This window comes from Ideonella margarita (assembly GCF_038066635.1).
Lineage (GTDB): Bacteria > Pseudomonadota > Gammaproteobacteria > Burkholderiales > Burkholderiaceae_C > Ideonella > Ideonella margarita.
Genome location: NZ_JBBUTI010000006.1, coordinates 1 through 24393, shown reverse-complemented (window position 1 = coordinate 24393; position 24393 = coordinate 1). Strand labels below are relative to the sequence as shown.

21 protein-coding genes and 1 pseudogene are annotated in these 24393 nt (G+C 67.7%); 13 read left to right on the top strand and 9 right to left on the bottom strand.

The genetic code is table 11. The features are described 5' to 3' along the window. The 4 genes from AACH00_RS09405 to dbpA all read right to left on the bottom strand — a co-directional run bounded on the left by AACH00_RS09405 (position 1) and on the right by dbpA (position 4349). On the bottom strand, positions 1-282 hold the full coding sequence (locus tag AACH00_RS09405) for a hypothetical protein (protein WP_341398858.1): 282 nt from the start codon (positions 280-282) through the stop codon (positions 1-3). Continuing rightward, positions 279-1196, bottom strand: coding sequence for an EamA family transporter (locus tag AACH00_RS09400; protein WP_341398857.1), 918 nt, complete (start codon positions 1194-1196; stop codon positions 279-281). The genes AACH00_RS09405 and AACH00_RS09400 overlap by 4 nt, the downstream gene beginning before the upstream one ends. Before the next feature lie 32 nt (positions 1197-1228). Beyond that, positions 1229-2773, bottom strand: coding sequence for a NosD domain-containing protein (locus AACH00_RS09395; RefSeq protein ID WP_341398856.1), 1545 nt, complete (start codon positions 2771-2773; stop codon positions 1229-1231). 115 nt (positions 2774-2888) lie between these two features. Continuing rightward, entirely contained in the window at positions 2889-4349 is a 1461-nt protein-coding gene (gene dbpA, locus AACH00_RS09390; protein WP_341398855.1) for an ATP-dependent RNA helicase DbpA, read from the bottom strand. A 173-nt stretch (positions 4350-4522) separates the two neighbouring features. Here dbpA and AACH00_RS09385 point away from each other — a divergent pair, with 173 nt between their 5' ends. After that, positions 4523-6355 carry an AMP-dependent synthetase/ligase gene (locus AACH00_RS09385; protein WP_341398854.1) on the top strand — a complete coding sequence of 611 codons (1833 nt, stop codon included), beginning with the start codon at positions 4523-4525 and terminating at the stop codon, positions 6353-6355. Here AACH00_RS09385 and AACH00_RS09380 read toward each other — a convergent pair. Next, the gene (locus AACH00_RS09380; RefSeq protein ID WP_341398853.1) at positions 6330-7037 is read right to left on the bottom strand and encodes a phosphatase PAP2 family protein; all 708 of its coding nucleotides are present in this window, start codon (positions 7035-7037) and stop codon (positions 6330-6332) included. The genes AACH00_RS09385 and AACH00_RS09380 overlap by 26 nt on opposite strands. Before the next feature lie 163 nt (positions 7038-7200). On the opposite strand from AACH00_RS09380, the gene AACH00_RS09375 reads away from it, so the two are divergent. Continuing rightward, complete coding sequence (locus tag AACH00_RS09375) at positions 7201-7668, top strand: acyl-CoA thioesterase (protein WP_341398852.1); 468 nt, start codon at positions 7201-7203, stop codon at positions 7666-7668. Here AACH00_RS09375 and glpK read toward each other — a convergent pair. Together glpK and AACH00_RS09365 are read right to left on the bottom strand one after the other, a co-directional pair. Next, positions 7665-9158, bottom strand: coding sequence for a glycerol kinase GlpK (gene glpK, locus AACH00_RS09370; protein WP_341398851.1), 1494 nt, complete (start codon positions 9156-9158; stop codon positions 7665-7667). The genes AACH00_RS09375 and glpK overlap by 4 nt on opposite strands. A gap of 50 nt (positions 9159-9208) precedes the next feature. Then, positions 9209-9973 (bottom strand): DeoR/GlpR family DNA-binding transcription regulator, encoded by a 765-nt coding sequence (locus AACH00_RS09365; RefSeq protein ID WP_341398850.1) that lies wholly within the window; start codon positions 9971-9973, stop codon positions 9209-9211. 160 nt (positions 9974-10133) lie between these two features. On the opposite strand from AACH00_RS09365, the gene glpD reads away from it, so the two are divergent. The 10 genes from glpD to AACH00_RS09315 all read left to right on the top strand — a co-directional run bounded on the left by glpD (position 10134) and on the right by AACH00_RS09315 (position 22648). Further along, positions 10134-11747, top strand: coding sequence for a glycerol-3-phosphate dehydrogenase (glpD, locus tag AACH00_RS09360; RefSeq protein ID WP_341398849.1), 1614 nt, complete (start codon positions 10134-10136; stop codon positions 11745-11747). After that, on the top strand, positions 11738-12841 hold the full coding sequence (locus tag AACH00_RS09355; protein ID WP_341398848.1) for an ABC transporter ATP-binding protein: 1104 nt from the start codon (positions 11738-11740) through the stop codon (positions 12839-12841). The genes glpD and AACH00_RS09355 overlap by 10 nt, the downstream gene beginning before the upstream one ends. A gap of 1 nt (position 12842) precedes the next feature. Beyond that, on the top strand, positions 12843-13913 hold the full coding sequence (locus AACH00_RS09350; protein ID WP_341398847.1) for an ABC transporter ATP-binding protein: 1071 nt from the start codon (positions 12843-12845) through the stop codon (positions 13911-13913). Beyond that, positions 13910-14806: a carbohydrate ABC transporter permease gene (locus tag AACH00_RS09345; protein WP_341398846.1), complete on the top strand. Its 897-nt coding sequence runs from the start codon at positions 13910-13912 to the stop codon at positions 14804-14806. Before AACH00_RS09350 ends, AACH00_RS09345 begins: the two co-directional genes overlap by 4 nt. Further along, positions 14799-15617: a carbohydrate ABC transporter permease gene (locus tag AACH00_RS09340; RefSeq protein WP_341398845.1), complete on the top strand. Its 819-nt coding sequence runs from the start codon at positions 14799-14801 to the stop codon at positions 15615-15617. Before AACH00_RS09345 ends, AACH00_RS09340 begins: the two co-directional genes overlap by 8 nt. A 126-nt stretch (positions 15618-15743) precedes the next feature. Further along, positions 15744-16052, top strand: coding sequence for a DUF2160 domain-containing protein (locus tag AACH00_RS09335; protein ID WP_341398844.1), 309 nt, complete (start codon positions 15744-15746; stop codon positions 16050-16052). Positions 16053-16156: 104 nt separating this feature from the next. Next, positions 16157-17890 carry an ABC transporter substrate-binding protein gene (locus AACH00_RS09330; RefSeq protein WP_341398843.1) on the top strand — a complete coding sequence of 578 codons (1734 nt, stop codon included), beginning with the start codon at positions 16157-16159 and terminating at the stop codon, positions 17888-17890. 218 nt (positions 17891-18108) lie between these two features. Continuing rightward, positions 18109-19959, top strand: coding sequence for a TonB-dependent receptor plug domain-containing protein (locus AACH00_RS09325; protein ID WP_341398842.1), 1851 nt, complete (start codon positions 18109-18111; stop codon positions 19957-19959). Continuing rightward, positions 19956-20531, top strand: coding sequence for a YfiR family protein (locus AACH00_RS09320; protein WP_341398841.1), 576 nt, complete (start codon positions 19956-19958; stop codon positions 20529-20531). The genes AACH00_RS09325 and AACH00_RS09320 overlap by 4 nt, the downstream gene beginning before the upstream one ends. Beyond that, complete coding sequence (locus tag AACH00_RS09315; RefSeq protein ID WP_341398840.1) at positions 20531-22648, top strand: putative bifunctional diguanylate cyclase/phosphodiesterase; 2118 nt, start codon at positions 20531-20533, stop codon at positions 22646-22648. Before AACH00_RS09320 ends, AACH00_RS09315 begins: the two co-directional genes overlap by 1 nt. On the opposite strand, the gene AACH00_RS09310 is transcribed toward AACH00_RS09315, so the two are convergent. Next, positions 22618-23175, bottom strand: coding sequence for a GNAT family N-acetyltransferase (locus tag AACH00_RS09310; RefSeq protein ID WP_341398839.1), 558 nt, complete (start codon positions 23173-23175; stop codon positions 22618-22620). The genes AACH00_RS09315 and AACH00_RS09310 overlap by 31 nt on opposite strands. Before the next feature lie 55 nt (positions 23176-23230). Continuing rightward, on the bottom strand, positions 23231-23878 hold the full coding sequence (gene trhA / locus AACH00_RS09305; protein WP_341398838.1) for a PAQR family membrane homeostasis protein TrhA: 648 nt from the start codon (positions 23876-23878) through the stop codon (positions 23231-23233). A 312-nt stretch (positions 23879-24190) separates the two neighbouring features. Here trhA and AACH00_RS09300 point away from each other — a divergent pair. Continuing rightward, a pseudogene (locus AACH00_RS09300) lies at positions 24191-24393 on the top strand (energy transducer TonB); the annotation flags it as partial.

Below are 24393 nucleotides of genomic sequence, written 5' to 3'. Positions count from 1 at the left end.
TCAGCTGCGTGGCAACTGCGCCGCGTGGTCGAGCCACTGGTGCAGCGCATCGAGCATGTCGCTGCGGCTGAACGAGCAGCTTTCCTCGCCAATCATGGTGGCCGTGTCCAGCGGCTGCAGCAGGCGCTCCAGCACGTCGCCATAGCGCGCTGGCAAGCCCGGCCATTGCAGCGAGGCCATGCGGAAGCGCGCGCACACCACCTCGGGCTGCAGTTGCCCGTCGCGCAGGGCGTCCAGCGTTTGCCGCAGGTGGTGCACGGTGCTGTCGATGCTGCTGTTCATGGTTGTTTGTCTCCGGCGGTCGATGTGTTGGGAACGTTGGCCCGACTGGCGAGCAGGTTCAGTGCCAGCCCGCCCATCACCAGGGCGGCGGCAGCGAGTTTCCAGCCGGGCAGGGCTTCGTGCAGCACCGCCGCTGCGGCGCCCATGCCGAACACCGGCACCAGCAGCGCCATCGGCGTGACGGTGGCAGCCGGGTGGCGCGCCAGCAGCCAGTTCCAGGTGCCATAACCGAACAAGGTATTGCCCACGGCCTGCCAGAGCACCGCGGCCCAGGCCATGGGCGAGGCCCGCAACACGGCCTCACGCACCGGCTCGACGCCTTCCACCACGGCACTGAGGCCGGCCAGCGGCAGCACCGCGAACAGGCTGGACCACACCATGAAGCCCAGCGCGTCCACCTTGCCGGCGCCCCGCACCACGCTGTTGGCCAGCGCCCAGCTCAGGGCGGCGCACAGCACCAGCGCCAGGCCCAGCGGGGTCACGTCGGCCGCGGCCGTGCCGTGTCGGGCCTGGCCCGCCCAGCCGATCAGCACCATGCCGGCCACCGCCAGCGAGGCCGCCAGCACCTGCAGCGGCCGCACACGTTCCCGCGTGGCCAGCATCGCGATGCCGATGGTGAAGAACACCTGGGTCTGCACCACCAGCGAGGCCAGACCGGGAGAAATGTCGCTGCGCATCGCCTGGAACAGCAGGCCGAACTGGCCGCAGCCGAGCAACACGCCAAAGGCCGCCAGGCGCCACCACGCCACGCGCGGACGGGCAATGAAAAACACCCAGGGCAGGGCGGAGAGCGCAAAGCGCAGCGTGGCCAGTGCGAAGGGCGGCAACTCGGCCAGCCCCCACTTGATCACGACGAAGTTGGTGCCCCAGACGGCCACCACGGCCAAGGCGAGCAGGAGGTGCGACAAGGGCATGGCACCAGTGTAGGTGCCACACCCCTGCGTGTTCAGGGCGTGCTGAAGTAGGCGCCGAACCAGCGCATGCCGGCCACGCCCACGGTGCCACCGAAGTCGGAGTCACCCACCATGGCGGTGCCGCTCAAGGTGGGCGCCGTGGTGAGCCGCCAGCCGCCGCTGGCTGGTGCCGCCGCGTTGCTGAATTGCGGCGCCTCCACGAGGTTGCCGCTGGTGCCGGTGACGCTGTTGATGGCCGCCGCGCTGTTGTGATTGGCGTTGTCGGCCCAGCGCAGGTGGGTGCCGCCGGCGGTGTGGTGCAGCCAGTTCGGGCCGAGCACATTGCTGTTGTTCCAGGCACGGCCGTCGACCCACATCGCAGGCACCGCGCTGCGGGTGGACACGGCGATGTTGTTCCACACCTGGTTGCCGCTGGTGCGGTCCAGCGCGGGCGAGCCGGCGATGATCAATTCACCCAGGCCGCCGTGCGTGCCGCCGCTGTCCAGGCCGTTGCCGCGCAAGGTGTTGCCCATCACGCGGTTGTCGTTGCCGTCGTAGATGATGATGCCGGCGCCGTCATTGCCCCAGGCCATGTTCCAGGCCACGGTATTGCCGTCGCACCATTGGTCGATCTGGATGCCGTTGCCGTCGTGGGCCAGCGTGTCGACGTTGTCGAAGCTCAGGTTGTAGCGGATCGTGTTGTGGTCACCCGCATCGTCGGTGGCCGACGACGCCCACAAATGAATGCCCGAGGCGCCGCCGATGGCCAGGCCGCTGCGGCTGACATTGTTGTGCTCGATCAACCACCAGTTGCCGCGGATCTCCATGCCGTGCTGGCCGCTGCGCCGCACGGTGTTGCCGCTGATGATGTTCGGGTTGCCGGCCACGGCATTGGTGCTCACGCCGATGCCCTGCGTGGCCGTGTCCTCGACGAGGTTGTTGGCAATGACCAGGCCGGTGCCGGCGCCATCGGAAACATCGAAGCCGATCGGTGCGTTGCGCACGATCGAATCACTGATGCGGATGTCGTGGCTGCCTCGGCGGACGACAAAACCCGCCCAGGTCGGGGCGCGCACGCTCAGCCCGCTGATCTGCACCCAGCCGGCGCCTTGCACATCGACGCTGTTGGTGACGATTGGCAGATTCGCGCTGTCGGCGGCCCGCACCACGATGGGCGCGCTGGCGCTGCCTTGTGCATTGATGGTGACGGGCCCCGCATAGGTACCGGCCGAGACGATGACCAGGCTGCCCACGGGCAGGCTGGCCCAGGGCACATCGGTGAGTTGGGCCACGCGGGTGGCGCCCGTGGGCAGATCGGCACTGCCGCCCACCACATAGGTGGCGCCGGTGGTGCTGGAGCCTGAACCGGAACCCGAGCTGGAGCCTGAGCCCGTGTCCGGCGTCGTGGGCGCAGGCTGGTTGGTGGTTTCACCCGCCGTGGCGGTGCTGGTGCTGCCACCACCACCGCCGCCACAAGCCGCCAGGCCGGTGAGCGCGGCCAAGGCCGTGGCCTGCAGCAGGCGGGTGAATCGGGTGTGCAGACACAGCGCGGACAGCCGCTGCTTCAGACGCCGGGGGAGCGCGTTGGATCGGATCATGGGGCTGGCCGCGTGAGGGACGATGCCGCCGCAAGGGCGGGCTGGCTGCGAAATCACAGTATCTGTGCTTCGCAGTGTCTCCGGCCCCGCCAAATGTGAGCGCTTGAAAAAGGCGTCAGCGGATCACTTCATCGATGCGTCGAAGCTTCACGCGCTTGCCCTTGAGGGTGCCTGCGCCCAGGCGCTTCACCGCTTCTTCGGCGATGTCGGTGGCCACGGCGACCCAGGTGTGGAACTCGGTGACCTTGATCTTGCCGATCTGGCTGGCGGTGAAGCCGGCCGTGCCGGTGAAGGCGCCGAGCACGTCGCCCGGGCGGATCTTTTCCTTCTTGCCGCCCAGCAGTTGCAGCGTCACCATCGCCGGGCGCAGGGGCACGCCGGGCTGGCTCGGTGTCAGGGACGACAGCTTGGCCCAGGTGAACTCGCTCTTCTGCGCCACTTCGATGCGGCCGATGCGGCCCATCTCGTCCATGCTGGCCAGGCTCAGGGCCAGGCCGTCACGCCCCGCACGCCCGGTGCGGCCGATGCGGTGCAAATGCTGCTCCGATTCGGGCGTGATGTCGACGTTGATGACGGCCGAGAGGTCGTCGATGTCGAGGCCGCGGGCCGCCACGTCGGTGGCCACCAGCACGCTGACGCTGCGGTTGGCGAAGCGGATCAGCACCTGGTCGCGCTCGCGCTGCTCCAGATCACCGTGCAGGGCCAGGGCCACATAACCCTGCGCCGCCAGCACATCGACGAGGTCGCGGCACTGCTGCTTGGTGTTGCAGAAGGCGATGGTGCTGTCGGGGCGGAAATGCGCCAGCAGCTGCGTCACGGCATGCAGCCGCTGGCTTTCTTCAACTTCGTAGGCGATCTGGCGGATGTGGCCGGTGGCAGCGGCTTCACCCGTGTCTCCGGCCACGACCGCGGCCTTGGTCGGGGCGGCGCCCACGGTGATGCGCTGCGGCGCCTTCAGGAAGCGGCTCGCCAGCGCGGCGATGCCTTCGGGGAAGGTGGCCGAGAACAGCAGGGTCTGGCGCTTGGGCGGGCAGTACTTGGCCAGTTGCACCATGTCGTCGATGAAGCCCATGTCGAGCATGCGGTCGGCTTCGTCGAACACCAGGGTGTTCAGGCCGGTCAGGTCGAGCGTGCCGCGTTCCAGGTGGTCCAGCAGCCGGCCCGGGGTGCCCACCACCAGGTGCGCGCCGTGCGACAGGCTTTCGCGCTGCGGCTTCATCGGCGAGCCACCGCACAGGCTGAGCACCTTGACGTTGCCGGTGGCGCGGGCGAGCTTGCGCAGCTCTTCGGCGACCTGGTCGGCCAGCTCACGCGTGGGGCACAGCACCATGGCTTGCACCTGCCACACGGCGGCGTCCAGCCGGGCCAGCAGCGACAGGCCGAAGGCGGTGGTCTTGCCGCTGCCGGTGGGCGCCTGCACGATCAGGTCACCGCCGGCCAGCGCGGACGGCAGGCTGGCGGCCTGCACCGGCGTCATCTGCGCATAGCCCAGGCGCTCGAGGTTTTCGAGGGCGGCCGGGCTGATCGGCAGGGAAGAAAAGGCCGTGTTCGGCGTGGAGCGGGTCTCTGAGGTCATGCGGGATTATCCGGGGTGTGGCTCTCAGGAGCCAGCGCCACGTGCAGATGTGCAGTTGCGCACGCTTGGTCAGCGGGCTTTTTGCGTTAGAGGCCGCGCCCTAGCGCGCAGGATGGGCTTGCGCAGCTTCGGCGGGCATGATGCCGCTCCCGAGCCCCTTGCTGATTGCGTCCATGTTCTCGCCTCCCGCGCCGTTTTCCGAAGTGCACACCCTGCCCGAGTTGCTGGCAGCGCGCATTTCGCTCACCCCCGACGCCGAGGCGTATCGGCAGTTCGACGTCTCGTCGGGCCGCTGGTTGTCGATGACCTGGTCCGAGGTGGGCCAGCGCGTGATGCGCTGGCGCGATGGCTTGGCGGCGCAGCAGCTGCCGCGTGGCGCCCGCGTCGCCATCCTCCTGCCCAACGGCATTGATGCGATGACCATGGACCAGGCCACGCTGGCGCTGGGTGGTGTGCCGGTGCCACTGCACGCCATCGACAACCCGGCCAGCATCGCCTACATCCTGGCCGATTGCCAGGCCTCGGTGCTGGTGGTGCAGCAGCGCAGCCAGTGGGAGGCGATTGCCGCCACCGGCGCCACGCTGCCGGCCCTGCGTGCCGTGGTGGTGGTGGGCAACTGGCAAGGCCCCGACGCCGTGGCCGGGCTGCCCACCGAAGGCGTGCCGGTCGTGCCACTGGCCATGTGGCTGGCGGTGTCGATGCCGTCGGCGCACCTCTCCGGGCCGTCGGGGGATGACCTGGCCGCCATCGTCTACACCAGCGGCACCACCGGCAAGCCCAAGGGCGTGATGCTGACCCACGCGAACGTGGTGGCGAACGTGATGCAGGTGATGGCGCGCGTGCGCCCGACACCGGAAGACCGCTTCCTGTCTTTCCTGCCGCTCTCGCACACCTTCGAGCGCACGGCGGGCTACTACCTGCCGATTGCATCGGGCAGCTGCGTGGCCTATGCGCGTTCGGTGGCCGAGTTGTCGGAAGACCTGCTGACCCAGCGCCCGACGGTGCTGATCTCCGTGCCGCGCATCTATGAGCGGGTGCACGCCAAGCTGCAGGAGGCGCTGGGCACCACCGGCCTCAAGGCGCGGCTGATGGCGCTGACGCAGTCGATCGGCTGGCGCCGCTTCCGCGCGGCCCAGGACTTGCCGCTGGAGCCGGGTGATGCCCACCGCTGGTACGACCGTGCGTTGTGGCCCGTGCTGCAAGCCGTGCTGGCTCGGCCGGTGCTGGCCCGCTTCGGCGGCCAGGTGCGGGTGGCGGTGAGCGGTGGTGCGCCCTTGCCGCCAGCCATCGCCCGGGCGTTTCTGGGCCTGGGCCTGCCGCTGCTGCAGGGCTACGGCATGACCGAAACCTCGCCCGTGGTGGCGGTGAACGGACTCGATGACAACGACCCCGCCTGCGTCGGCCGCGCGCTGGACGGCGTGCGGGTGCGCATCGGCGAGAACCGCGAACTGCAGGTGGCCGGCCCCAGCGTGATGAAGGGCTACTGGGCGCGGCCGGAAGACACCGCCAGGGTGCTCAGCGCCGACGGCTGGATGTCGACCGGCGACCAGGCCGAGATCATCGACGGGCGCATCTACATCCGCGGCCGCATCAAGGAAATCATCGTCACCTCCACGGGCGAAAAGATTCCGCCGGTGGACCTGGAACTGGCCATCTGCAGCGACGGCCTGTTCGAGCAGGCCTTCGTGGTCGGCGAGAACAAGCCCTTCATCGGCGCGGTCGTGGTGCTCAACCGCGCCGAGTGGCAGCGGATGGCCGCCAGCCTCGACCTGAACCCGCTGGACGAAACCAACCTGGCGCACCCGAAGGCGCGGCAGGCGGCGCTGGCCCGCATGGCCGCAGCCACCACGCACTTTCCGCGGTATGCGCAGCCGCGTGCGGTGGTGTTGAGCCTGGAGCCGTGGACCATCGAAAACACGATGATGACGCCGACGCTGAAGCTCAAGCGTCTGAACCTGCAGGCGCGCTTCGAGGCGGAACTCAGCGCGATGTACGGGCCGCGCTGAACAGCGCTGGCGCGAACACGGCAAAGGCTGCCCACCAGTCGATGGCGGCCGACCACAGGTTGTGGCTCAGGAAGTGAGCCCCCTGCATCATGCGTACCTGGCTGAACAGACCGCCCACCAGCAGCGTGAGCACCAGGGCCGCCCAGGCCGCGCGCGGCCAGCCCATCAGGCGGGCGCCAAAAAACAGGGCGATCAGGCTGAAGCCGCCGGCCGCATGGCCACCGGGGAAGCAACGGCCCGCCTCGGCCCGGGACACCCACCAGCGGGCGCTGAACTCGGCCTCACCCCCAAATTGCTTCAGGTCCCAGGGGCAGACGTGGGTGTTGATATCCTTCAGCAGCGTCACCAGCGTCGGCCCCAGGCCCATGGCCGCCACCGTCAGCCACAGGGTGCGGCGGTGCGGCTTCAGCCGGGCCACCTTCGGTGCCGCGAGTGCGGCCACCATCAGGCCCAGCCAGAGCAGCAGCAGCACGTTCTTGCAGAACTTGTGCACGAACTGCTCGGCCCACCAGGCGTCACGAACCGGAAACCCGCCGGAGGCCACGTCGAAGTAGCGCGCAGCCAGATTCATGTCAGTGCCGCTGCTGGCCGCCCACTGGGCCACGGCCACCATCGCCCCCGGAATGAGCACGGCATGCCACAGGGTGAGCCGGGCGGGGGAGGTGGGCAGGGCAGCGGGCATGACAGACAACGTGGAGTGGAATTCGGAAGAACGACGCGGAAGAACGACGCGGAAGTGCGACTCGGGAGAACAGCGGTCGACAACAGCTGAGGTGGCAGCGCAGCAGTCTATCGCCGCTGGCCGGGCCACTAACATCGCGGCTCAAGCCAAGGACCCCTTTGCCGTGACCACACTCCCCTGGGACCACCCCGACCCCTTTACGCTGGACGTGACGCCCGAGCCGGCGCACATCGACGGCCTGAACCACACCAACAACGCGGTGTATGTGCAGTGGTGCGAGCGCGTGGCCTGGGCGCATTCAGCGGCGCTCGGGCTGACGCTGGCGGACTACCAGCGGCTGGACCGCGCGATGGCGATCCGGCAGGCGCACTACGACCATCTGCTGCCTGCGCTGCTGGGCGAGGCGCTGACGCTGGGCACCTGGCTGCTGCCGGGCGACGGCAAGCTGCGCATGGAGCGCTGCTTCCAGCTGCTGCGCCGCAGCGACGGCGCCACCGTGCTGCGCGGCCGCTGGGACCTGGTCTGCATCGAGCTGGGCAGCGGGCGGGCGCGCCGCATGCCGCCGGAGTTCCTGCAGGCTTATCTCAGCGCGGCGCTGCCGGCGGCGCCCGTGGAACCCGGCGCGGTTTAAAGCGCCACGGTCTGCCGCACTGCATGCTCCCAGCGCGCCATGCGCTCGGCGGCGCGGTCGCGGGGCAGCGTGGGCGTGAACACGCGCTGGGCGCGCCACTGCTGCGAGAGCTCATCCAGCCCGCCCCATACGCCGGTGCTCAGGCCGGCCAGGTAGGCCGCGCCCAAGGCCGTGGTTTCGATCACCTCGGGCCGCACCACCGGAATGCCCAGCAGGTCAGCCTGGAACTGCATCAGCAAGTCGTTCACGCAGGCGCCGCCGTCCACCCGCAATTCACTGACCGGCGCGCTGCCGGCGGCCACCGCGTCGCGGCTCATCGCCTGCAGCAGGGCGGCGCTCTGGAAGGCGATTGACTCCAGCGCCGCGCGCGCGATGTGGGCCACGGTGGAGCCGCGTGTCAAGCCGACAATGGCGCCGCGCGCGTCGGCGTCCCAGTAGGGCGCGCCCAGGCCGGTGAAGGCCGGCACGAACATCACGCCGCCCGCGTCGGGCACGCTCTCGGCGAGTTGCTGCACTTCGCCGCTGCCCTTGATGGCCTGCAGGCCGTCGCGCAGCCACTGCACCACCGCGCCGCCGATGAACACGCTGCCTTCCAACGCAAATTCGGGCGTGGCCGAGGGCTGTGACGCGCTGGTGGTGATCAGGCCGTTGGCGCTGGTCTGGAACTTCTCGCCGGTGTGCATCAGCATGAAGCAGCCGGTGCCGTAGGTGTTCTTCGCCATGCCGGCCTTGAAGCAGGCCTGGCCAAACAGCGCGCTCTGCTGGTCACCCGCCATGCCGCCCACGGGGATGGATGCACCGAGCAGGTCAGCATTGGTTTCGCCGAACACATGGCTGCTGGGGTGCACGGCCGGCAGCATGCTGGCGGGCACTTGCAGCAGATCCAGCAGGCGCTCGTCCCAGCGGTTTTCGCGCACGTTGAACAGCATGGTGCGCGCTGCATTGCTGACGTCGGTCGCATGCACGCGTCCGTCGGTCAGCTGCCACAGCAGCCAGCTGTCGACCGTGCCGAAGGCCAGCTCGCCGCGCTCGGCAGCGCCGCGTGCGCCGGGCACGTTGTCGAGGATCCAGCGGATCTTCGTGCCCGAGAAATACGCGTCGATGATCAGCCCGGTGGCTTCACGCACCTGCGGGGCGTGGCCCTGCTCACGCAGCTGGGCGCACAGCGGCTCGGCCCGGCGGTCTTGCCAGACGATGGCGTTGTGCACCGGCTGGCCGGTCAGGCGGTTCCAGACCACGGTGGTTTCGCGCTGGTTGGTGATGCCGATGGCGCTCACCTCACGCGCGGTGAGCCCGGCCTTGGTGAGCGCTTCGCGGGCGGTGGCGAGCTGGGTTTGCCACAGCGCCATCGGGTCGTGCTCCACCCAGCCGGGCTGCGGGTAGATCTGCGGGAATTCACGCTGGGCCATGGCCACCACGCGGCCCTGGGCGTTGAAGACGATGCTGCGCGAGCTGGAGGTGCCCTGGTCAAGGGCAAGAAGGTAGGACATGCGGACTCCGCAAAGACGTCAGACGGGAATCGAGGATCGAGGATCGGAACTTATGCGCTCACTTCGAGCTGCACGCCGGCATCCACCAGCAGGCCTGGGAAGGGGGCGGGCGGTGCGGCGTCGGTGAACAGCACGTCGATCTGGGCGATGTGCGCCACCTCCACCATCGCCGGCCGGTTGAACTTGCCGTGGTCGGTGGCCAGCCAGGTCTGACGGCTCTGCTCGATGATGGCGCGGGCCACCTGCACCTCGCGGTAGTCATAGTCGCGCAGGGTGCCGTCGGCTTCGATGCCCGAGATGCCGATGATGCCGATGTCGACCTTGAACTGGCGGATGAACTCGACCGCGGCCTCCCCGACGATGCCGCGGTCGCGGTGGCGCACCACGCCGCCGGTCACGATGACTTCGCACTCGGGGTTGTCGGCCAGGATGGCGGCCACGTTCAGGTTGTTCGTGATGACGCGCAGGCCCTTGTGCTGCAGCAGCTCACGGGCCACGGCCTCGGTGGTGGTGCCCAGGTTGATCAGGAGCGAGGAGCCGTCGGGCACCTGCGCCGCGATGGCCTTGGCGATGCGCTGCTTGCCCTCGGCGTTCAGCGCTTCGCGCTGGCGGTAGGCGATGTTCTCGGTGGTGGAGGTGGGCACCCGCACGCCGCCGTGAAAGCGCGCCAGCAGGCCGGCCTCGGCCAGCAGCTTCACGTCGCGCCGCACGGTTTGCAGCGTCACGCCGAATCGCTCGGCCAGGGCTTCCACGCTCTGCGCACCCTGTGCGCGCACGGCATCAAGCAGTTCGGATTGGCGGGGGTTCGGGGTCATGGGACGTGATTGTGGCTGGCGCTGGATGCAGCCTAATCCGAATCAAAACGAAAACGAATGATCGAAACACCCATTGCAAACGAACATTTATTGGGATAAAACGAAAAAAGAAGATCAAGAGCCGAGACAATTCCGGCTCGATTCAACCCAGGAGACCCGCTTGCACACCGAAGCGCCCCACACGGCTGCGCCCCAGCCTTTGCCCGACCTTGACTGCGACGTGCTCGTCGTCGGTGGCGGCATCAATGGCGCCGGCATTGCGCGTGACCTGGCCGGCCGAGGCTGGCGCGTGGTGCTGGCCGAGCAGGACGATCTGGCGGCCCACACCTCGTCCTCGTCGACGAAGCTGATCCACGGTGGCCTGCGCTACCTCGAGTACTACGAGTTCTCGCTGGTGCGCAAGGCGCTGCAGGAACGCGAAGTGCTGCTGAAGAGCGCCCCGCACATCATGTGGCCGCTGCGCTTCGTGATGCCGCACGACCCGTCGATGCGCCCGGCCTGGATGATCCGCCTGGGCATCTTCCTGTACGACCACCTGGCGCGCCGTGAAGTCTTGCCGGGCTCGCAAGGCGTGAACCTGCGCACCCACCCGGTGGGCCAGCCGCTGCACGACCGCTACCGCCGCGGCTTCATCTATTCCGACGGCTGGGTGGACGACGCCCGCCTCGTCGTGCTCAACGCCATCGATGCGCGCCAGCGTGGCGCGCAGCTGTTCACCCGCACCCGCTGCGCCAGTGCACAGCGCACGGCCACCGGCTGGAACGCCGTGCTCGAAGGCGCCGATGGCACGAGCCGCGTGGTGCGCGCCCGCGCCCTGGTGAACGCCGCGGGCCCGTGGGCCGAAAGCTTCCTGCGGGGCACGGCCAAGCCGGCGGCGGCGGAGGCCCTGGCCACCAAGCAGCTGCGGCTGGTCAAGGGCTCGCACATCGTGGTGCCGCGCTGCTTCGAGCATGACCACGCCTACATCTTCCAGAACCCCGACAAGCGGATCATCTTCGCCATTCCCTACGAGCAGGACTACACCCTGATCGGCACCACCGACCAGGAGATCCACGGCGATCCGCGCGGGGCCAAGATCGCCCCCGATGAAGTGGCCTACCTGTGCGAGCAGGCCAGCCGCTACTTCAAGCGCGCCATCACCCCGGCCGATGTGGTGTGGACCTACGCCGGCGTGCGCCCGCTGCTGGACGACGAATCGGGCGACCCGTCCGCCGTCACCCGCGACTACCTGCTGGAATCGAACACCACCGCCGCGCCGCTGCTGAGCGTGTGGGGCGGCAAGATCACCACCTTCCGCAAGCTGGCCGAAGAGGCGGCGGACCAGGTCGGCTTGATGCTCGGCGACCAGCGCCCGCACTGGACACACGACGCCAGCCTGCCCGGCGGCGACCTGCAAGCCTGGATCGGCCCGGCACGGCGCCCTGACACCGACTTCGAGCGCCTGGTGCAGGCCGTGCAGCAACGCCACCCGTGGCTGCCGCGTGCGCTGGCGCACCGACTGGCCCGCGCTTATGGCAGTCGAATCAGCGAGGTGCTGGGCACCGCCGCGGCCTTGACCGACCTGGGTGCAGAAGTGGCGCCCGGCCTGTTCGAAGCCGAATTGCGCTACCTGCAGCAGCACGAGTGGGCCACCACGGCCGACGACGTGCTCTGGCGCCGCAGCAAGCTGGGGCTGCACTACACCGCAGCACAGCGCCAGCAGGTGGACGACTGGATGAAGACCACAACACCAACAAATGACATGAACCGCATGACGGAGACACCATGCAGCTGACGCTCGAAGGCATCAGCAAGCGCGTCGGGGCAGCGCCCTGGCTCTACGAGATGAGCCTGGCCCCGAAGCCGGGCGCCGTGACGGTGCTGCTGGGCGCCACCCAGGCCGGCAAGACCAGCCTGATGCGCATCATGGCCGGCCTGGACGTGCCGAGTGCCGGCCGCGTGAAGGTGGACGGCGCCGACGTGACCGGCATGCCGGTGCGCGAACGCGACGTGGCCATGGTCTACCAGCAGTTCATCAACTACCCGTCGATGACGGTGTACGACAACATCGCCTCGCCGCTGAAGCTCAGCGGCAAGAGCGCGGCGCAGATCGACCAGCGCGTGCGCGAGCTGGCGGCCAAGCTGCACATCGAGATCTTCCTGGACCGGCTGCCGGCGGCCTTGTCAGGCGGCCAGCAGCAGCGGGTGGCCCTGGCGCGCGCGCTGGCCAAGAACGCACCGCTGATGCTGCTCGACGAGCCGCTGGTGAACCTCGACTACAAGCTGCGCGAAGAGCTGCGTGACGAGCTCAGCCAGCTCTTCGCCGCGGGCGATTCCACCGTCATCTATGCCACCACCGAGCCGGCGGAAGCGCTGCTGCTGGGCGGCTACACGGCGGTGATGGACGCCGGTGAATTGCTGCAATACGGCCCGACCGCCGAGGTGTTCCACCGCCCCGCATCGCTGCGGGTGGCGCGGGCCTTCAGTGATCCGCCGATGAACCTGATCGAGGCCGAGGTGGTGACCGAGCACGTGGCCCACGCCGCCGGCACCGGCCTGCGTCTGCCGGGTGGCCTGGTGCTGCCGGCACAGTTTCCCTCAGGCGCCTCCAGGCAGGTGAGTGTGGGCGTGCGCGCCAGCGCCGTGCGGGTACATGCCCGGCCCGGCGACGTGGCCCTGAACGGCACGGTGGAGCTGGCCGAGATGTCGGGCTCCGACACCTTCGTGCACGTGCACACGGCCGTGGGTGATGTGGTGGCGCAGCTGACCGGGGTGCATGACTTCGCCATCGGCACGGCCATCACCCTGCACCTCGACCCCGCGCAGGTGTATGTGTTTGACCAGGCCGGCGGCTTGCTGCTGGCCCCGGCTCGACAAGGAGGCCGCTGAGATGGCCCGCATCGAACTTGACCTCGCGCATTCGTACAAGCCGAATCCGACCGAGGACGGCGACTACGCCTTGCTGCCGCTGAAGATGACCTTCGAGGACGGCGGCGCCTATGCGCTGCTGGGCCCGTCGGGCTGCGGCAAGACGACCATGCTCAACATCATGTCGGGCCTGCTGGTGCCGTCGCATGGCCGTGTGCTGTTTGATCAGCGCGACATGACCCGCGCCACGCCGCAGCAGCGCAACATCGCCCAGGTGTTCCAGTTCCCGGTCATCTACGACACGATGACCGTGGCGGAAAACCTCGCCTTCCCGCTGAAGAACCGCGGCGTGCCGGCGGCGCAGATCAGCCAGCGTGTCGGCCAGATCGCCGAGATGCTGGAGATGAGCCACCAGCTCGACATGCGCGCGGCCGGCCTGAGCGCCGACCAGAAGCAGAAGATTTCGCTGGGCCGTGGCCTGGTGCGCCCCGATGTGGCCGCCGTGCTGTTCGACGAGCCGCTGACGGTGATCGACCCGCACCTGAAGTGGCAGCTGCGCCGCAAGCTCAAGCAGATCCACCATGAGCTCAAGCTCACGCTGATCTACGTGACGCACGACCAGGTCGAGGCGCTCACCTTCGCCGACCAGGTGGTGGTGATGACCCGCGGCAAGGTGGTGCAGCTGGGCACGCCCGAGGCGCTGTTCGAGCGACCGGCGCACACCTTCGTGGGCCACTTCATCGGCTCACCCGGCATGAACTTCCTGCCGGCGAATGTGGCGGGTGGCATGGTCAACGTGGCGGGCCATGCACTGGTGCCGGCCGGGGCCATGGCGCCGGGCGAATTCAAGCTCGGCATCCGCCCTGAATACCTGACGCTGCAGGCCGCCGGAACGCCGGGCTGCCTGCCCGCCACGGTGCGCCAGGTGCAGGACATCGGCACCTACCTGCTGGTCACGCTGGACGCGGCCGGCCACACCCTCAAGGCCCGGCTGTCGCCTGACAGCCTGCCGCCAGAGGTGGGCACCCCGGTGGCGCTGAATGTGGCGAACGCCCACAGCTGCCACTACCGAGACGAGGAGCTCATCGCATGAGCCAGACCAACAAACCCGTGAACCAGAAGGCCTGGTTCCTGATCCTGCCGGTGTTCATCTGCGTGGCGTTTTCGGCCATCCTGCCGCTGATGACCGTGGTGAACTATTCGGTGCAGGACATCATCAGCCCGGAGCGCCGGGTGTTTGTCGGTACCGAGTGGTTCGCCGCCGTGATGCGCGACGAAGACCTGCACGCCGCCTTGTGGAACCAGCTGCGGTTCTCTTGCGCGGTGCTGGCGGTGGAGTTGCCGCTGGGCATCGCGCTGGCGCTGTCGATGCCGGCGGCGGGCTGGAAGTCGTCGGCCACGCTGGTGGTGGTGGCCTTGTCGCTGCTGATTCCATGGAACGTGGTCGGCACCATCTGGCAGATCTTCGGCCGCACCGACATCGGCCTGATGGGCGCGACGCTGGCCAAGCTCGGCATCGAGTACAGCTACACCGGTGATGCCACGCAGGCCTGGCTCACCGTGCTGCTGATGGACGTGTGGCACTGGACGCCGCTGGTGGCGCTGCTGGCCTTTGCCGGACTGCGCTCGATCCCGGATGCGTATTACCAGGCGGCCCGCATTGACGGCGCCAGCAAGTTCGCGGTGTTCCGCTACATCCAGCTGCCCAAGATGCGCGGCGTGCTGATGATCGCGGTGCTGCTGCGCTTCATGGACAGCTTCATGATCTACACCGAGCCCTTCGTGCTGACGGGCGGCGGGCCGGGCAATGCCACGACCTTCCTCTCGCAGTACCTGACGCAGAAGGCAGTGGGCCAGTTCGACCTCGGCCCGGCGGCGGCTTTCTCGCTGATCTATTTCCTCATCATCCTGCTGTTCTGCTTCGTGCTCTACAACTGGATGCAGCGCCTGGGCCAGGCACAACAGGAAGGAGCCGGCCATGAATGACATGAGCCCGCGTTTCCAGAAGCGCACGATCTTCCTCGTTCTCTACATCGTCTTCGCGCTGCTGCCGATCTACTGGATGCTCAACATGAGCTTCAAGACGAACGAGGAGATCCTGTCGTCGTTCAGCCTCTGGCCCCAGCACTTCACCTGGGCCAACTACGCCACGATCTTCACCGACGAAAGCTGGTACTCGGGCTACATCAACAGCCTGATCTATGTGGCCATCAACTCGGTGATCTCGATCACCGTGGCGCTGCCCGCGGCCTATGCCTTCAGCCGCTACAGCTTCCTCGGCGACAAGCATGTGTTCTTCTGGCTGCTGACCAACCGGATGACGCCGCCGGCCGTGTTTCTGCTGCCGTTCTTCCAGCTCTACACCACGGTGGGGCTGATGGACACGCACATCGCGGTGGCGCTGGCCCACCTGCTGTTCAACGTGCCGCTGGCGGTGTGGATCCTGGAAGGTTTCATGTCGGGCATCCCGCGCGAGATTGATGAAACCGCCTACATCGACGGCTATTCCTTCCCGCGTTTCTTCGTCACGATCTTCCTGCCGCTGATCAAGGCTGGCGTGGGTGTGGCGGCGTTCTTCTGCTTCATGTTCAGCTGGGTGGAGCTGCTGCTGGCCCGCACCCTGACGAGCGTGAACGCCAAGCCGATCGTGGCGACGATGACGCGCACGGTGAGCGCCTCCGGCATGGACTGGGCGACGCTGGCCGCGGCCGGTGTGCTGACCATCGTGCCCGGCGCCATCGTGATCTGGTTCGTGCGCCACTACATCGCCAAGGGTTTCGCGATGGGGAGAGTTTGACCCCCCCGCGCCGCCTTCGGCGTCACCCCCCAGGGGGCGCCACCAGCGGCCCGGCAAAGCCGGTTCCGCGGCGGCAGCTTGACGGGTTTTTACAGTGCTCGGGTTCGAGTGCTCAGGAGATGGAAGATGTTTGATTGGATGGTTTGGACGACGCCGGTGGCGGTGTTTTTCACCTGCATCGTGCTGATGCTGATCGGCATGACGATCTGGGAGATTCGCTCGCCCACGGTGATGCGCAAGGGCTTCCTGCCCATGGCCACCACCCGGGGTGATCGGCTGTTCATCGGGCTGCTGAGCGCGGCCTACATCAACCTGGCCTTTGCGGGCCTGGCGGGCAAGCTGGCCGAGTGGATGTCGCTGAGCGAAGAGCCCAGCATCTGGATCAGCTTCGTGCTGTCGATGGCCTGCCTGGGCTGGGTGATGCGCAAGGGCTGAGAGCAATTCAAAAGGGAATCCGGCCCGGCGCTGCCCCGGGGCCGTGGTGACCCGACCGCAGATCGGGGCAGCAGCAATTGACGACTGAATCGAGGAGACAAACCATGAAGATGCGTTACACCGCGTTGGCCGTTGCGGCCGTGTGTGCGGTTGCGGCCCACGGGGCCTGGGCCGGTGAGGCCGAGGCCAAGAAGTGGATCGATGCCGAGTTCCAGCCCTCCACGCTGACCAAGGACCAGCAAGCTGCCGAGATGAAGTGGTTCATCGACGCCGCAGCCAAGCTGAAGGCCAAGGGCGTGAAGGAAATCTCGGTGGTGTCGGAGACGATCACCACCCACGAATACGAGTCGAAGACGCTGGCCAAGGCCTTCAGCGAAATCACCGGCATCACCGTCAAGCACGACCTGATCCAGGAAGGCGACGTGGTCGAGAAGCTGCAGACCTCGATGCAGTCGGGCAAGTCGATCTATGACGGCTGGATTTCTGACTCTGACCTGATCGGTACCCACTACCGCTACGGCAAGATCATGAACCTGACCGACTACATGGCCGGCGCAGGCAAGGAGTTCACCAACCCCGGCCTCGACCTGAAGGACTTCATCGGCACCAGCTTCACCACCGCGCCCGATGGCAAGCTCTATCAGCTGCCCGACCAGCAGTTCGCCAACCTGTACTGGTTCCGCGCCGACCTGTTCGACCGCAAGGACCTGAAGGACAAGTTCAAGGCCAAGTACGGCTATGACCTGGGCGTGCCGCTCAACTGGTCGGCCTACGAAGACATCGCCGAGTTCTTCACCAACGACGTGAAGAACATCGACGGCAAGCCGATCTATGGCCACATGGACTACGGCAAGAAGGACCCGTCGCTGGGCTGGCGCTTCACCGACGCCTGGCTGTCGATGGCCGGCACCGCCGACATCGGCATCCCGAACGGCATGCCGGTCGACGAATGGGGCATCCGTGTCGGCGCTGACAAGTGCACGCCGGTCGGTGCCTCGGTCGAACGTGGTGGCGCGACCAACTCGCCGGCAGCCGTCTACGCGCTGACGAAGTACGTGGACTGGATGAAGAAGTACGCACCGAAGGAAGCTTCGGGTATGACCTTCGGCGAAGCCGGCCCCGTGCCGGCCCAGGGCCAGATCGCCCAGCAGATCTTCTGGTACACCGCCTTCACCGCGGACATGACCAAGAAGGGCCTGCCGGTGGTGAACGAGGACGGCACGCCGAAGTGGCGCATGGCCCCCGGCCCGAACGGCCCGTACTGGAAGCAGGGCATGCAGAACGGCTACCAGGACGTGGGTTCCTGGACCTTCTTCAAGGACCACGATGCCAACAAGACGGCCGCGGCCTGGCTGTATGCCCAGTTCGTGACCGCCAAGACGGCCTCGCTGAAGAAGACGCTGGTGGGCCTGACGCCGATCCGCGAATCCGACATCCGCTCCAAGGCGATGACCGACATGGCGCCGAAGCTCGGTGGCCTGGTCGAGTTCTATCGCAGCCCGGCTCGCGTGGCCTGGACGCCGACCGGTACCAACGTGCCCGACTATCCGAAGCTGGCCCAGCTCTGGTGGAAGAACGTGGCCCAGGCCGTGACGGGTGAAAAGACCCCGCAAGGCGCGATGGACAACCTGGCCAAGGAAATGGACGACGTGATGGCCCGCCTCGAGCGCGCCGGCATGGCCCACTGCGCACCGAAGCTGAACAAGAAGGAAACCGCTGCGAAGTGGCTGTCCGACAAGGGCGCACCGTGGGCCAAGCTGGCCAACGAGAAGCCGAAGGGCGAGACCATCGCCTATGACAAGCTGCTCGGCGCCTGGAAGGAAGGGAAGGTTCGTTGACCTTCCACGCTGACCTTTGACCGCTGGGGCCCATCGCCCCGGTGTGTTGAAAATGTCACCACAGGCCACCCCCGGTTCACGCCGGCGGTGGCCTTTTTCATGGGCCCGGTTCATTTGCAGCCCGACCTGCCGATAAGGGAGATGGCGCAATTCGCGTCGTGAAACTCTGCTGGTCTGCCTTCATGCCCGGGAACCGTTGCCCCTCACTGCTGCGTTGGATGTGCTGCATCGCCGGCGCGCTGGCGGCTGCCTTTCCGCTGTCCGCCACCGCCGCGGACGACGACCTGTCGGCCTTGTCGCTGGAAAACCTGATGGCCACCGAGGTCGTCAGCGCGGCGCGGTTCGCCCGCCAGATCACCGACGCCGCATCGGCCGTCTCGGTATTGACCTCCCGGGACATCCAGGCGCTGGGCCTGCGCACGCTGGGCGAATGCCTGGAGCAGATGCGCGGCCTGAACATGACCAGTGACGGTCAGTACACCTACCTGACCGCGCGCGGTTTTGGCGGCCCGCGCAACCTGGCCGGCCGCGTGCTGCTGCTGGTCGACGGCATTCCGGCGGTCGACAACCTCTACGACCAGCTCTTCCTCGGCCACGACAGCATGGTGGATGTGGCCCTGATCGAGCGCATCGAATACGCGCCCGGCGGTGGCTCGGCCATGTATGGCAACAACGCGTTCCTGGGCGTGGTGAATGTGCTGACCCGCCGCGGCCGGGACGTGAACGGCTGGGAGACCACCGTGGCGAAGGCCTCGAACCGTGGCCACCAGTGGCGCGTGACGGGCGGCGAGCGCCTGGACAACGGTGCGGAGTGGCTCGCGTCAGTCACCGTGCACCGCAATGACGGAACGCCCAGCGTGGACCTGGGCGACTGGCCCGTGCCCGGCGTGGGCCGCGCCTGGCAATGGCTGCTCAAGGGCCAGTGGCAAGGCTGGAGCGCACAGACGCTGGGCATGGCCCGCAGCGTGGCACACGACTACGGCGGCGGCGTGAGCCAGTCCTGGATCGACGGCAGCGGCTTCTGGTCCGTGGGCCATGACGCGAGCTGGGACGCCGGCTGGCGCACGACGCTGAAGATGCAGGGCGGCGTGCACCGCTACTGGGTCGACACGATCTACGGCGAGGACTTCGAGCGGGGCCGCGTCAAGGGCACGTGGTGGGGCCTCGATGGCCAGGCCAGTTATGGCGCGCTGGACGGCCATGAGCTGGTGCTTGGCCTGCGCTGGCGGCAGGACCCGCTGCTGTCGACGAGCTACGACAGCAGTTTTGCGGGCAGTGCGCAACTGGGTACCCAGCGCGAGTCGGGCGGCGTGTCGGCCGAAGACCGCATCCGTCTGCGTGACGATCTGCATGTGACGCTGGGGCTGCGCCTGGATCATCGGCCGAACGCCGGCTGGGTCAGCAGCCCGCGCAATGCGGTGGTCTGGACACCCGCGCAGGGCTGGGCCGTGAAGTGGTCGCAGGGCATGTCGCACCGGTTCGCCTCGGCGGCCGAAGACGGCTTCGGCCAGCTGGGCCAAACGAAGAGCGAGCGGGTGCACAGCCGCGAGCTGGGCGCTGAATATCGACGCAACACCACCCGCTGGCAGGCCACGGCCTACCACTACCGCATGACCGACCTGATCTGGGTCGATCCGGACACCCAGCGCTTCCGGGGACGGGGCCTGGAGCTGGAAGGCGAATGGCAGGCTGATGGCTGGCGCGTGCGCGGCAGCCAGGCCTGGCAGCAGCTCAGTGACAACCTGGGCCGGACGTTCCCCTATTCACCGCGGCACCTGGCCAATCTGCAGGTGTCAGCGCCGCTGGGCAGCGAGCGCTGGCGCCTGAGTGCCAGCCTGCGCCGCATCGGGGCGATGGATCTGGAACCTGGCTTCCGTGCGCCGTCCGAGACGCGCCTGGACGTGACGTTGATGGCCACGCGCTGGCTGGCCGGGCTGGACCTGCGGGTGGGCGTGCGCAATGTCGGCAACAACCGCCAGCACCAGCAGGACGGCTACTTCGAGGATGGCTCAGCGGATGCCCGCCGCAGCCGCAGCGGCTTCGTCGAGCTCGGAGGGAACTTCCGATGAGCCGCGCCGCTCTGTTCAAGCAGGCGCTGTGGCCTGTGCGCTGGCAGGCGCTGTTGCCGCAGGCCTTGCTCGCGTTGTGCTGCCTGCTGCCAGCCGGCCCGGCCTTGGCCCAGGCGGATGAGCGGGCCGTGAAGGCGGCTTTCCTCTACAACTTCATCCAGTTTGCGCAGTGGCCGGTGCCGCCCGATGAGCCCTTCCTGCTGTGCGTGCTGGGACGAACCAACCTCGATGAACACCTCGCCCGTCTCGAAGGCAAGAATGTGCAGAACGGTGTGCATGTGAAAGTGAAGCACGTGGCCCTGCGCGACAGCCTGCAAGGCTGCCATGCGCTGTACGTGGATGACAGCCAGCGGCAGCTGGCCGAAGAGCTGCTGCCCAAGCTGGCCGGCGCGCCCATCCTCACCGTCACCGACAGTGACGGCCTGGCCGAGCGTGGCGTGATCATCGAGATCCAGAAGCGCGACCTCAAGCTCGGCTTCGAGGTGAACCTGGTGGCGGCCCGCAAGGCCAACATCGCACTCTCGTCGCGCTTGCTGAAGATGGCCAACTACGTGGCAGGTGGGGCGCGCTGATGTCCGCCGACGAGGTTCGCCAGAGGGCGCCGATCGACCAGCAGATCACCCGCCTCGGCCTGGGCTTGACCGGGCTGCTGCTGGGCCTGTTCGCGCTGCTGATGGTGCTGCACGAGGTGAACAACCGGCGCACCGATGTGGAGGCCGGTCTGACCTCGCTGGCCGGCATGATCGCCAGCGGCAGCGAGGCGCCGCTGATGTTCGGCAACGAGCGTGACGCCGCCGACATCCTGGCGCCGCTGCGCGCCTCGCCCGACATCATGCAGGCCACGCTCTTCCTGCCCGACGGCAGTGCGCTGGCGCACTACACCCAGGAATCGGCCGATACCACCTGCCATGAGCTCAAGCCGGTGGAGCGCAGCATGGTGGTGAGCTGGTGCGGCGTCGCCATCTATCACCCGGTGATGCGTCACGGCGAGCGCGTGGGCCTGCTGGCCATGGAGGCCAGCCTGCGCGGTGCCTACCGCGCGATGCTCGGCACGCTGGCGTTCTGCGGCCTGGCGGCGGCGCTGGCGTTTGCGTTGTCGGTGCCGCTGTGGCGGCGGGTGGCCTCACGCCTGGCCGGGCCGCTGGATGAGCTGGTCGACATCACCCGCCATGTGCGCGAGACCGAAGACTTTTCGCGCCGCAGCGTGGCCGGTGGCAGCGCCGAGGTGCAGGCCTTGTCTGCCGCTTTCAACGGCATGCTGGAGCAGCTGCAGCAACGTGACGAGCGCCTGACCGACGAGCTGGCCCAGCGCCGCCAGGCCGAGTTGCGACTCAATGACCTGGCCTACCTGGACAACGTCACCGGCCTGAACAACCGCCACCATTTCATGGAGCGCATCGACCTGGCGCTGGCCCGCACGCAGCGCGGCCTGGCGGGCAGCGCGCTGCTCTACATCGACCTCGACGGCTTCAAGCAGATCAACGACACCATGGGCCACGACAGTGGTGACGAGCTGCTGCGCCAGGTCGGCAACCGCCTCACTGGCGCCTTGCGCGGTACGGACGTGATCTGCCGGCTCGGGGGCGACGAATTTGCCGTGATCCTGGAACACGCCGGCAGCCAGGACCAGGTGCAGGTCATCACGACAAAGCTGGTCGATGAGCTGGCGCGGCCCTATCTGCTCGAAGGTGGCGTCGGGCAGGTGTCGGCCAGTGTGGGCGTCTGCCTGTTCCCCGCGCAGGCGCAGGACCGCGAGACCCTGCTCAAGCGGGCCGATGCCGCCATGTACCGGGCCAAGCAGCAGGGCAAGAATTGTTTCCGCGTCTGGTCGCCCGATGGCGCCGCGGCACCACCCAGCCGGCAGCAGCTGCTTGGCGAGGCGCTGGGCCAGGCGCTGGCCGCGGGCCAGTTGCGGGTGGTGTATCAACCGCAAGTGACTCTGGTGGGCGGCGGCTGCATGGGCATGGAGGCCCTGCTGCGCTGGACGCACCCCACGCTGGGCGTGGTGTCACCCGTGGAGTTCATTCCGCTGGCTGAGGCGCAGGGCGAGATCATCGCCATCGGCGAGTGGGTGCTGCGTCAGGCCTGCGCGCAGTTGTCGAGCTGGCGCACCGTGCAGCCCGGCTTGCGGGTGAGCGTGAACCTGTCGGCTGTGCAGCTGGCGGATGATGCGGCGCTGGATGGCCTGTGTGCCGTGCTGGCCGCCAGTGGCCTGCCTTGCGGCGCGGTGGAGCTGGAGCTGACCGAAAGCCTGCTCGTGGATCGCTCGGAAGCGATGCTGTCGCGGATGCGCCGATTGCGCGCCGCGGGTTTTGGCCTGGCGATCGACGACTTCGGCGTGGGCTACTCCTCGCTGGCCTATCTCGACAGCTTCCCGATCACCACGCTGAAGATCGACCGGGCCTTTGTGCAGCCTTTGCTGCAGGGGGGGCACAGCACGGCCATCGCACGGGCCATCGTGGCCATTGGCGTTGCACTGAAAGTGGACGTGGTGGCCGAGGGCATCGAAACCCCTCTGCAAGCCGATGTGCTGCGTGAGCTGGGTTGCCTGCTGGGCCAGGGTTACCTCTTCGCCAAACCGCTGGAGGAAGCGGCGGCGCTGGCCTGGGTGCAGGCCCATGGTGATGAAGGCGCCGCAGCGGCGGCTGCCGCCTGGCCTCAGCCCGCGCCCGAGGTGCAGGCAGGCTGACGCGCCGGCGCGTTGAGCTGGTAGGTGGCCAGCGACTGGCCATACCAGCGCTGCAAGCCCAGGTTGTGCATGCCCAGGCGTTGCATCACGGCTGCCGAAGCGAGGTTGTCGGGTTTGCAGACCGCCAGCAGGGTGGGGGCCCGCAGCTGCTCGAATGCAAACGCGGCCATGGCGCGCGCGGCCTCGGTGGCCAAGCCTTGTCCCCAATGATCTTGTCGAAGGCGCCAGCCGATCTCCAGCGGGCAACCCAGGTCCGGCTCAGCGGTCGCTTCGCGGCGCAGATGCTGGATGGCGCCGGCCCCGATGAGGGCACCGCTGTGGGTGTCGATGAAACTCCACCAGGAATGACCGACAGCCTGCCAGCGCAGCTTGACGCGCTCGACCATGGCCCTGGTTTCTTCCAGCGTCTCGGCGCGGCCGGAAAGGTAGCGCATCACCGCCGGGTCGGCATTCATGGCGTGCAGGCCGGGCAGGTGCTCGTCCCTGAAGGGCACCAGCGTCAGCCTGGTGGTGGTGAGTGTGCTCATGTCTGCAGCCTGCCGAAGCCGTGAGGGCCCGCAGTGGGCGTGACCTGCCCCCGCCTTACCAGGCGTACCAGAGCGCCGCAAAGAAGTGGCAGACGCTGCCACCCAGCACGAACAGGTGCCAGACGAAGTGGGCGTAGCGCACCTTGTGGTCCATCAGGAACACCAGCGCGCCCAGGGTGTAGCTCAGCCCGCCGGCCACCAGCCAGGCCAGGCCGGCCGCGGGCATGCGGTCAAGCAGCGGGCCGGCGGCCAGCACCACCGCCCAGCCCATCACCAGGTACAGCCCGGTGGAGACCCACGGGTGCTTGAGGCGGTTCAGCAGCTTCACCGTGACACCGGCGGCGGCCATGGTCCAGACCAGGATGAACAGCGTCCAGCCCCAGCCGCCCTTCAGCACGCCCAGCGCAAACGGCGTGTAGCTGCCGGCGATGAAGATGTAGATGGCGGCATGGTCCAGCCGGTTCAGCCAGGCCTTGGCGCGGCCTTCCGGCACCGCGTGGTACAGCGTGGAAACCAGGTACAGCAGGATCATCGTGCCCGCGAAGATGCTCGCGGCCACCACGTTGGTAGTGGTGCCGTTGCTGGCGGCCTGCCACACCAGGATGGGCAAGGCGGCAATGGCCAGCACGCAACCCAGCCCGTGGCTGATGGCGTTGGCCAACTCTTCGCCGAAGGTCTGCGGGCGATCGGTGCGTGCGTTCATGCCGGTATTGTGCGCCGCAACACCCCGGTGGTGCAGCACCTTGCTCAAGGGAGCGCTCCCCAACAGATGCCCCTTCGAGCGGGCCTGTGTGGGCTTGATGAAAACAAGTTACGGGCGTTATGCTGCCGCCTGAAAGGGCACCGAGGGGTGCCCTTTGTCATGTTTGGACGGTAATTACGACGTGATTACGGATGCGATTTGGGGGTTTCCCCTGTTTGCAATCGTTTGTAGCGGCCTGAATATGCCGATCCATGCGATCGGGTGACGACGTCTGTTCATCCTTCTTCTTGTTCCTGAAGTTTCATTGCGACCATGACCACCGATCAGGCCAGACCACTTTCCTACGCTGAACTCCAGCGTTCTCCCAAAAAACACCCCGTGGGGCTCATCATCGTCGCCGGCCTGCACGTGGTGCTGGGCTGGGCGCTGGTCAACGGCCTGGCGCGCAAGATCGTCGAGGTGGTGAAGGCGCCGATCGAGACGAAGATCATCGAAGAGATCAAGCCGCCGCCCCC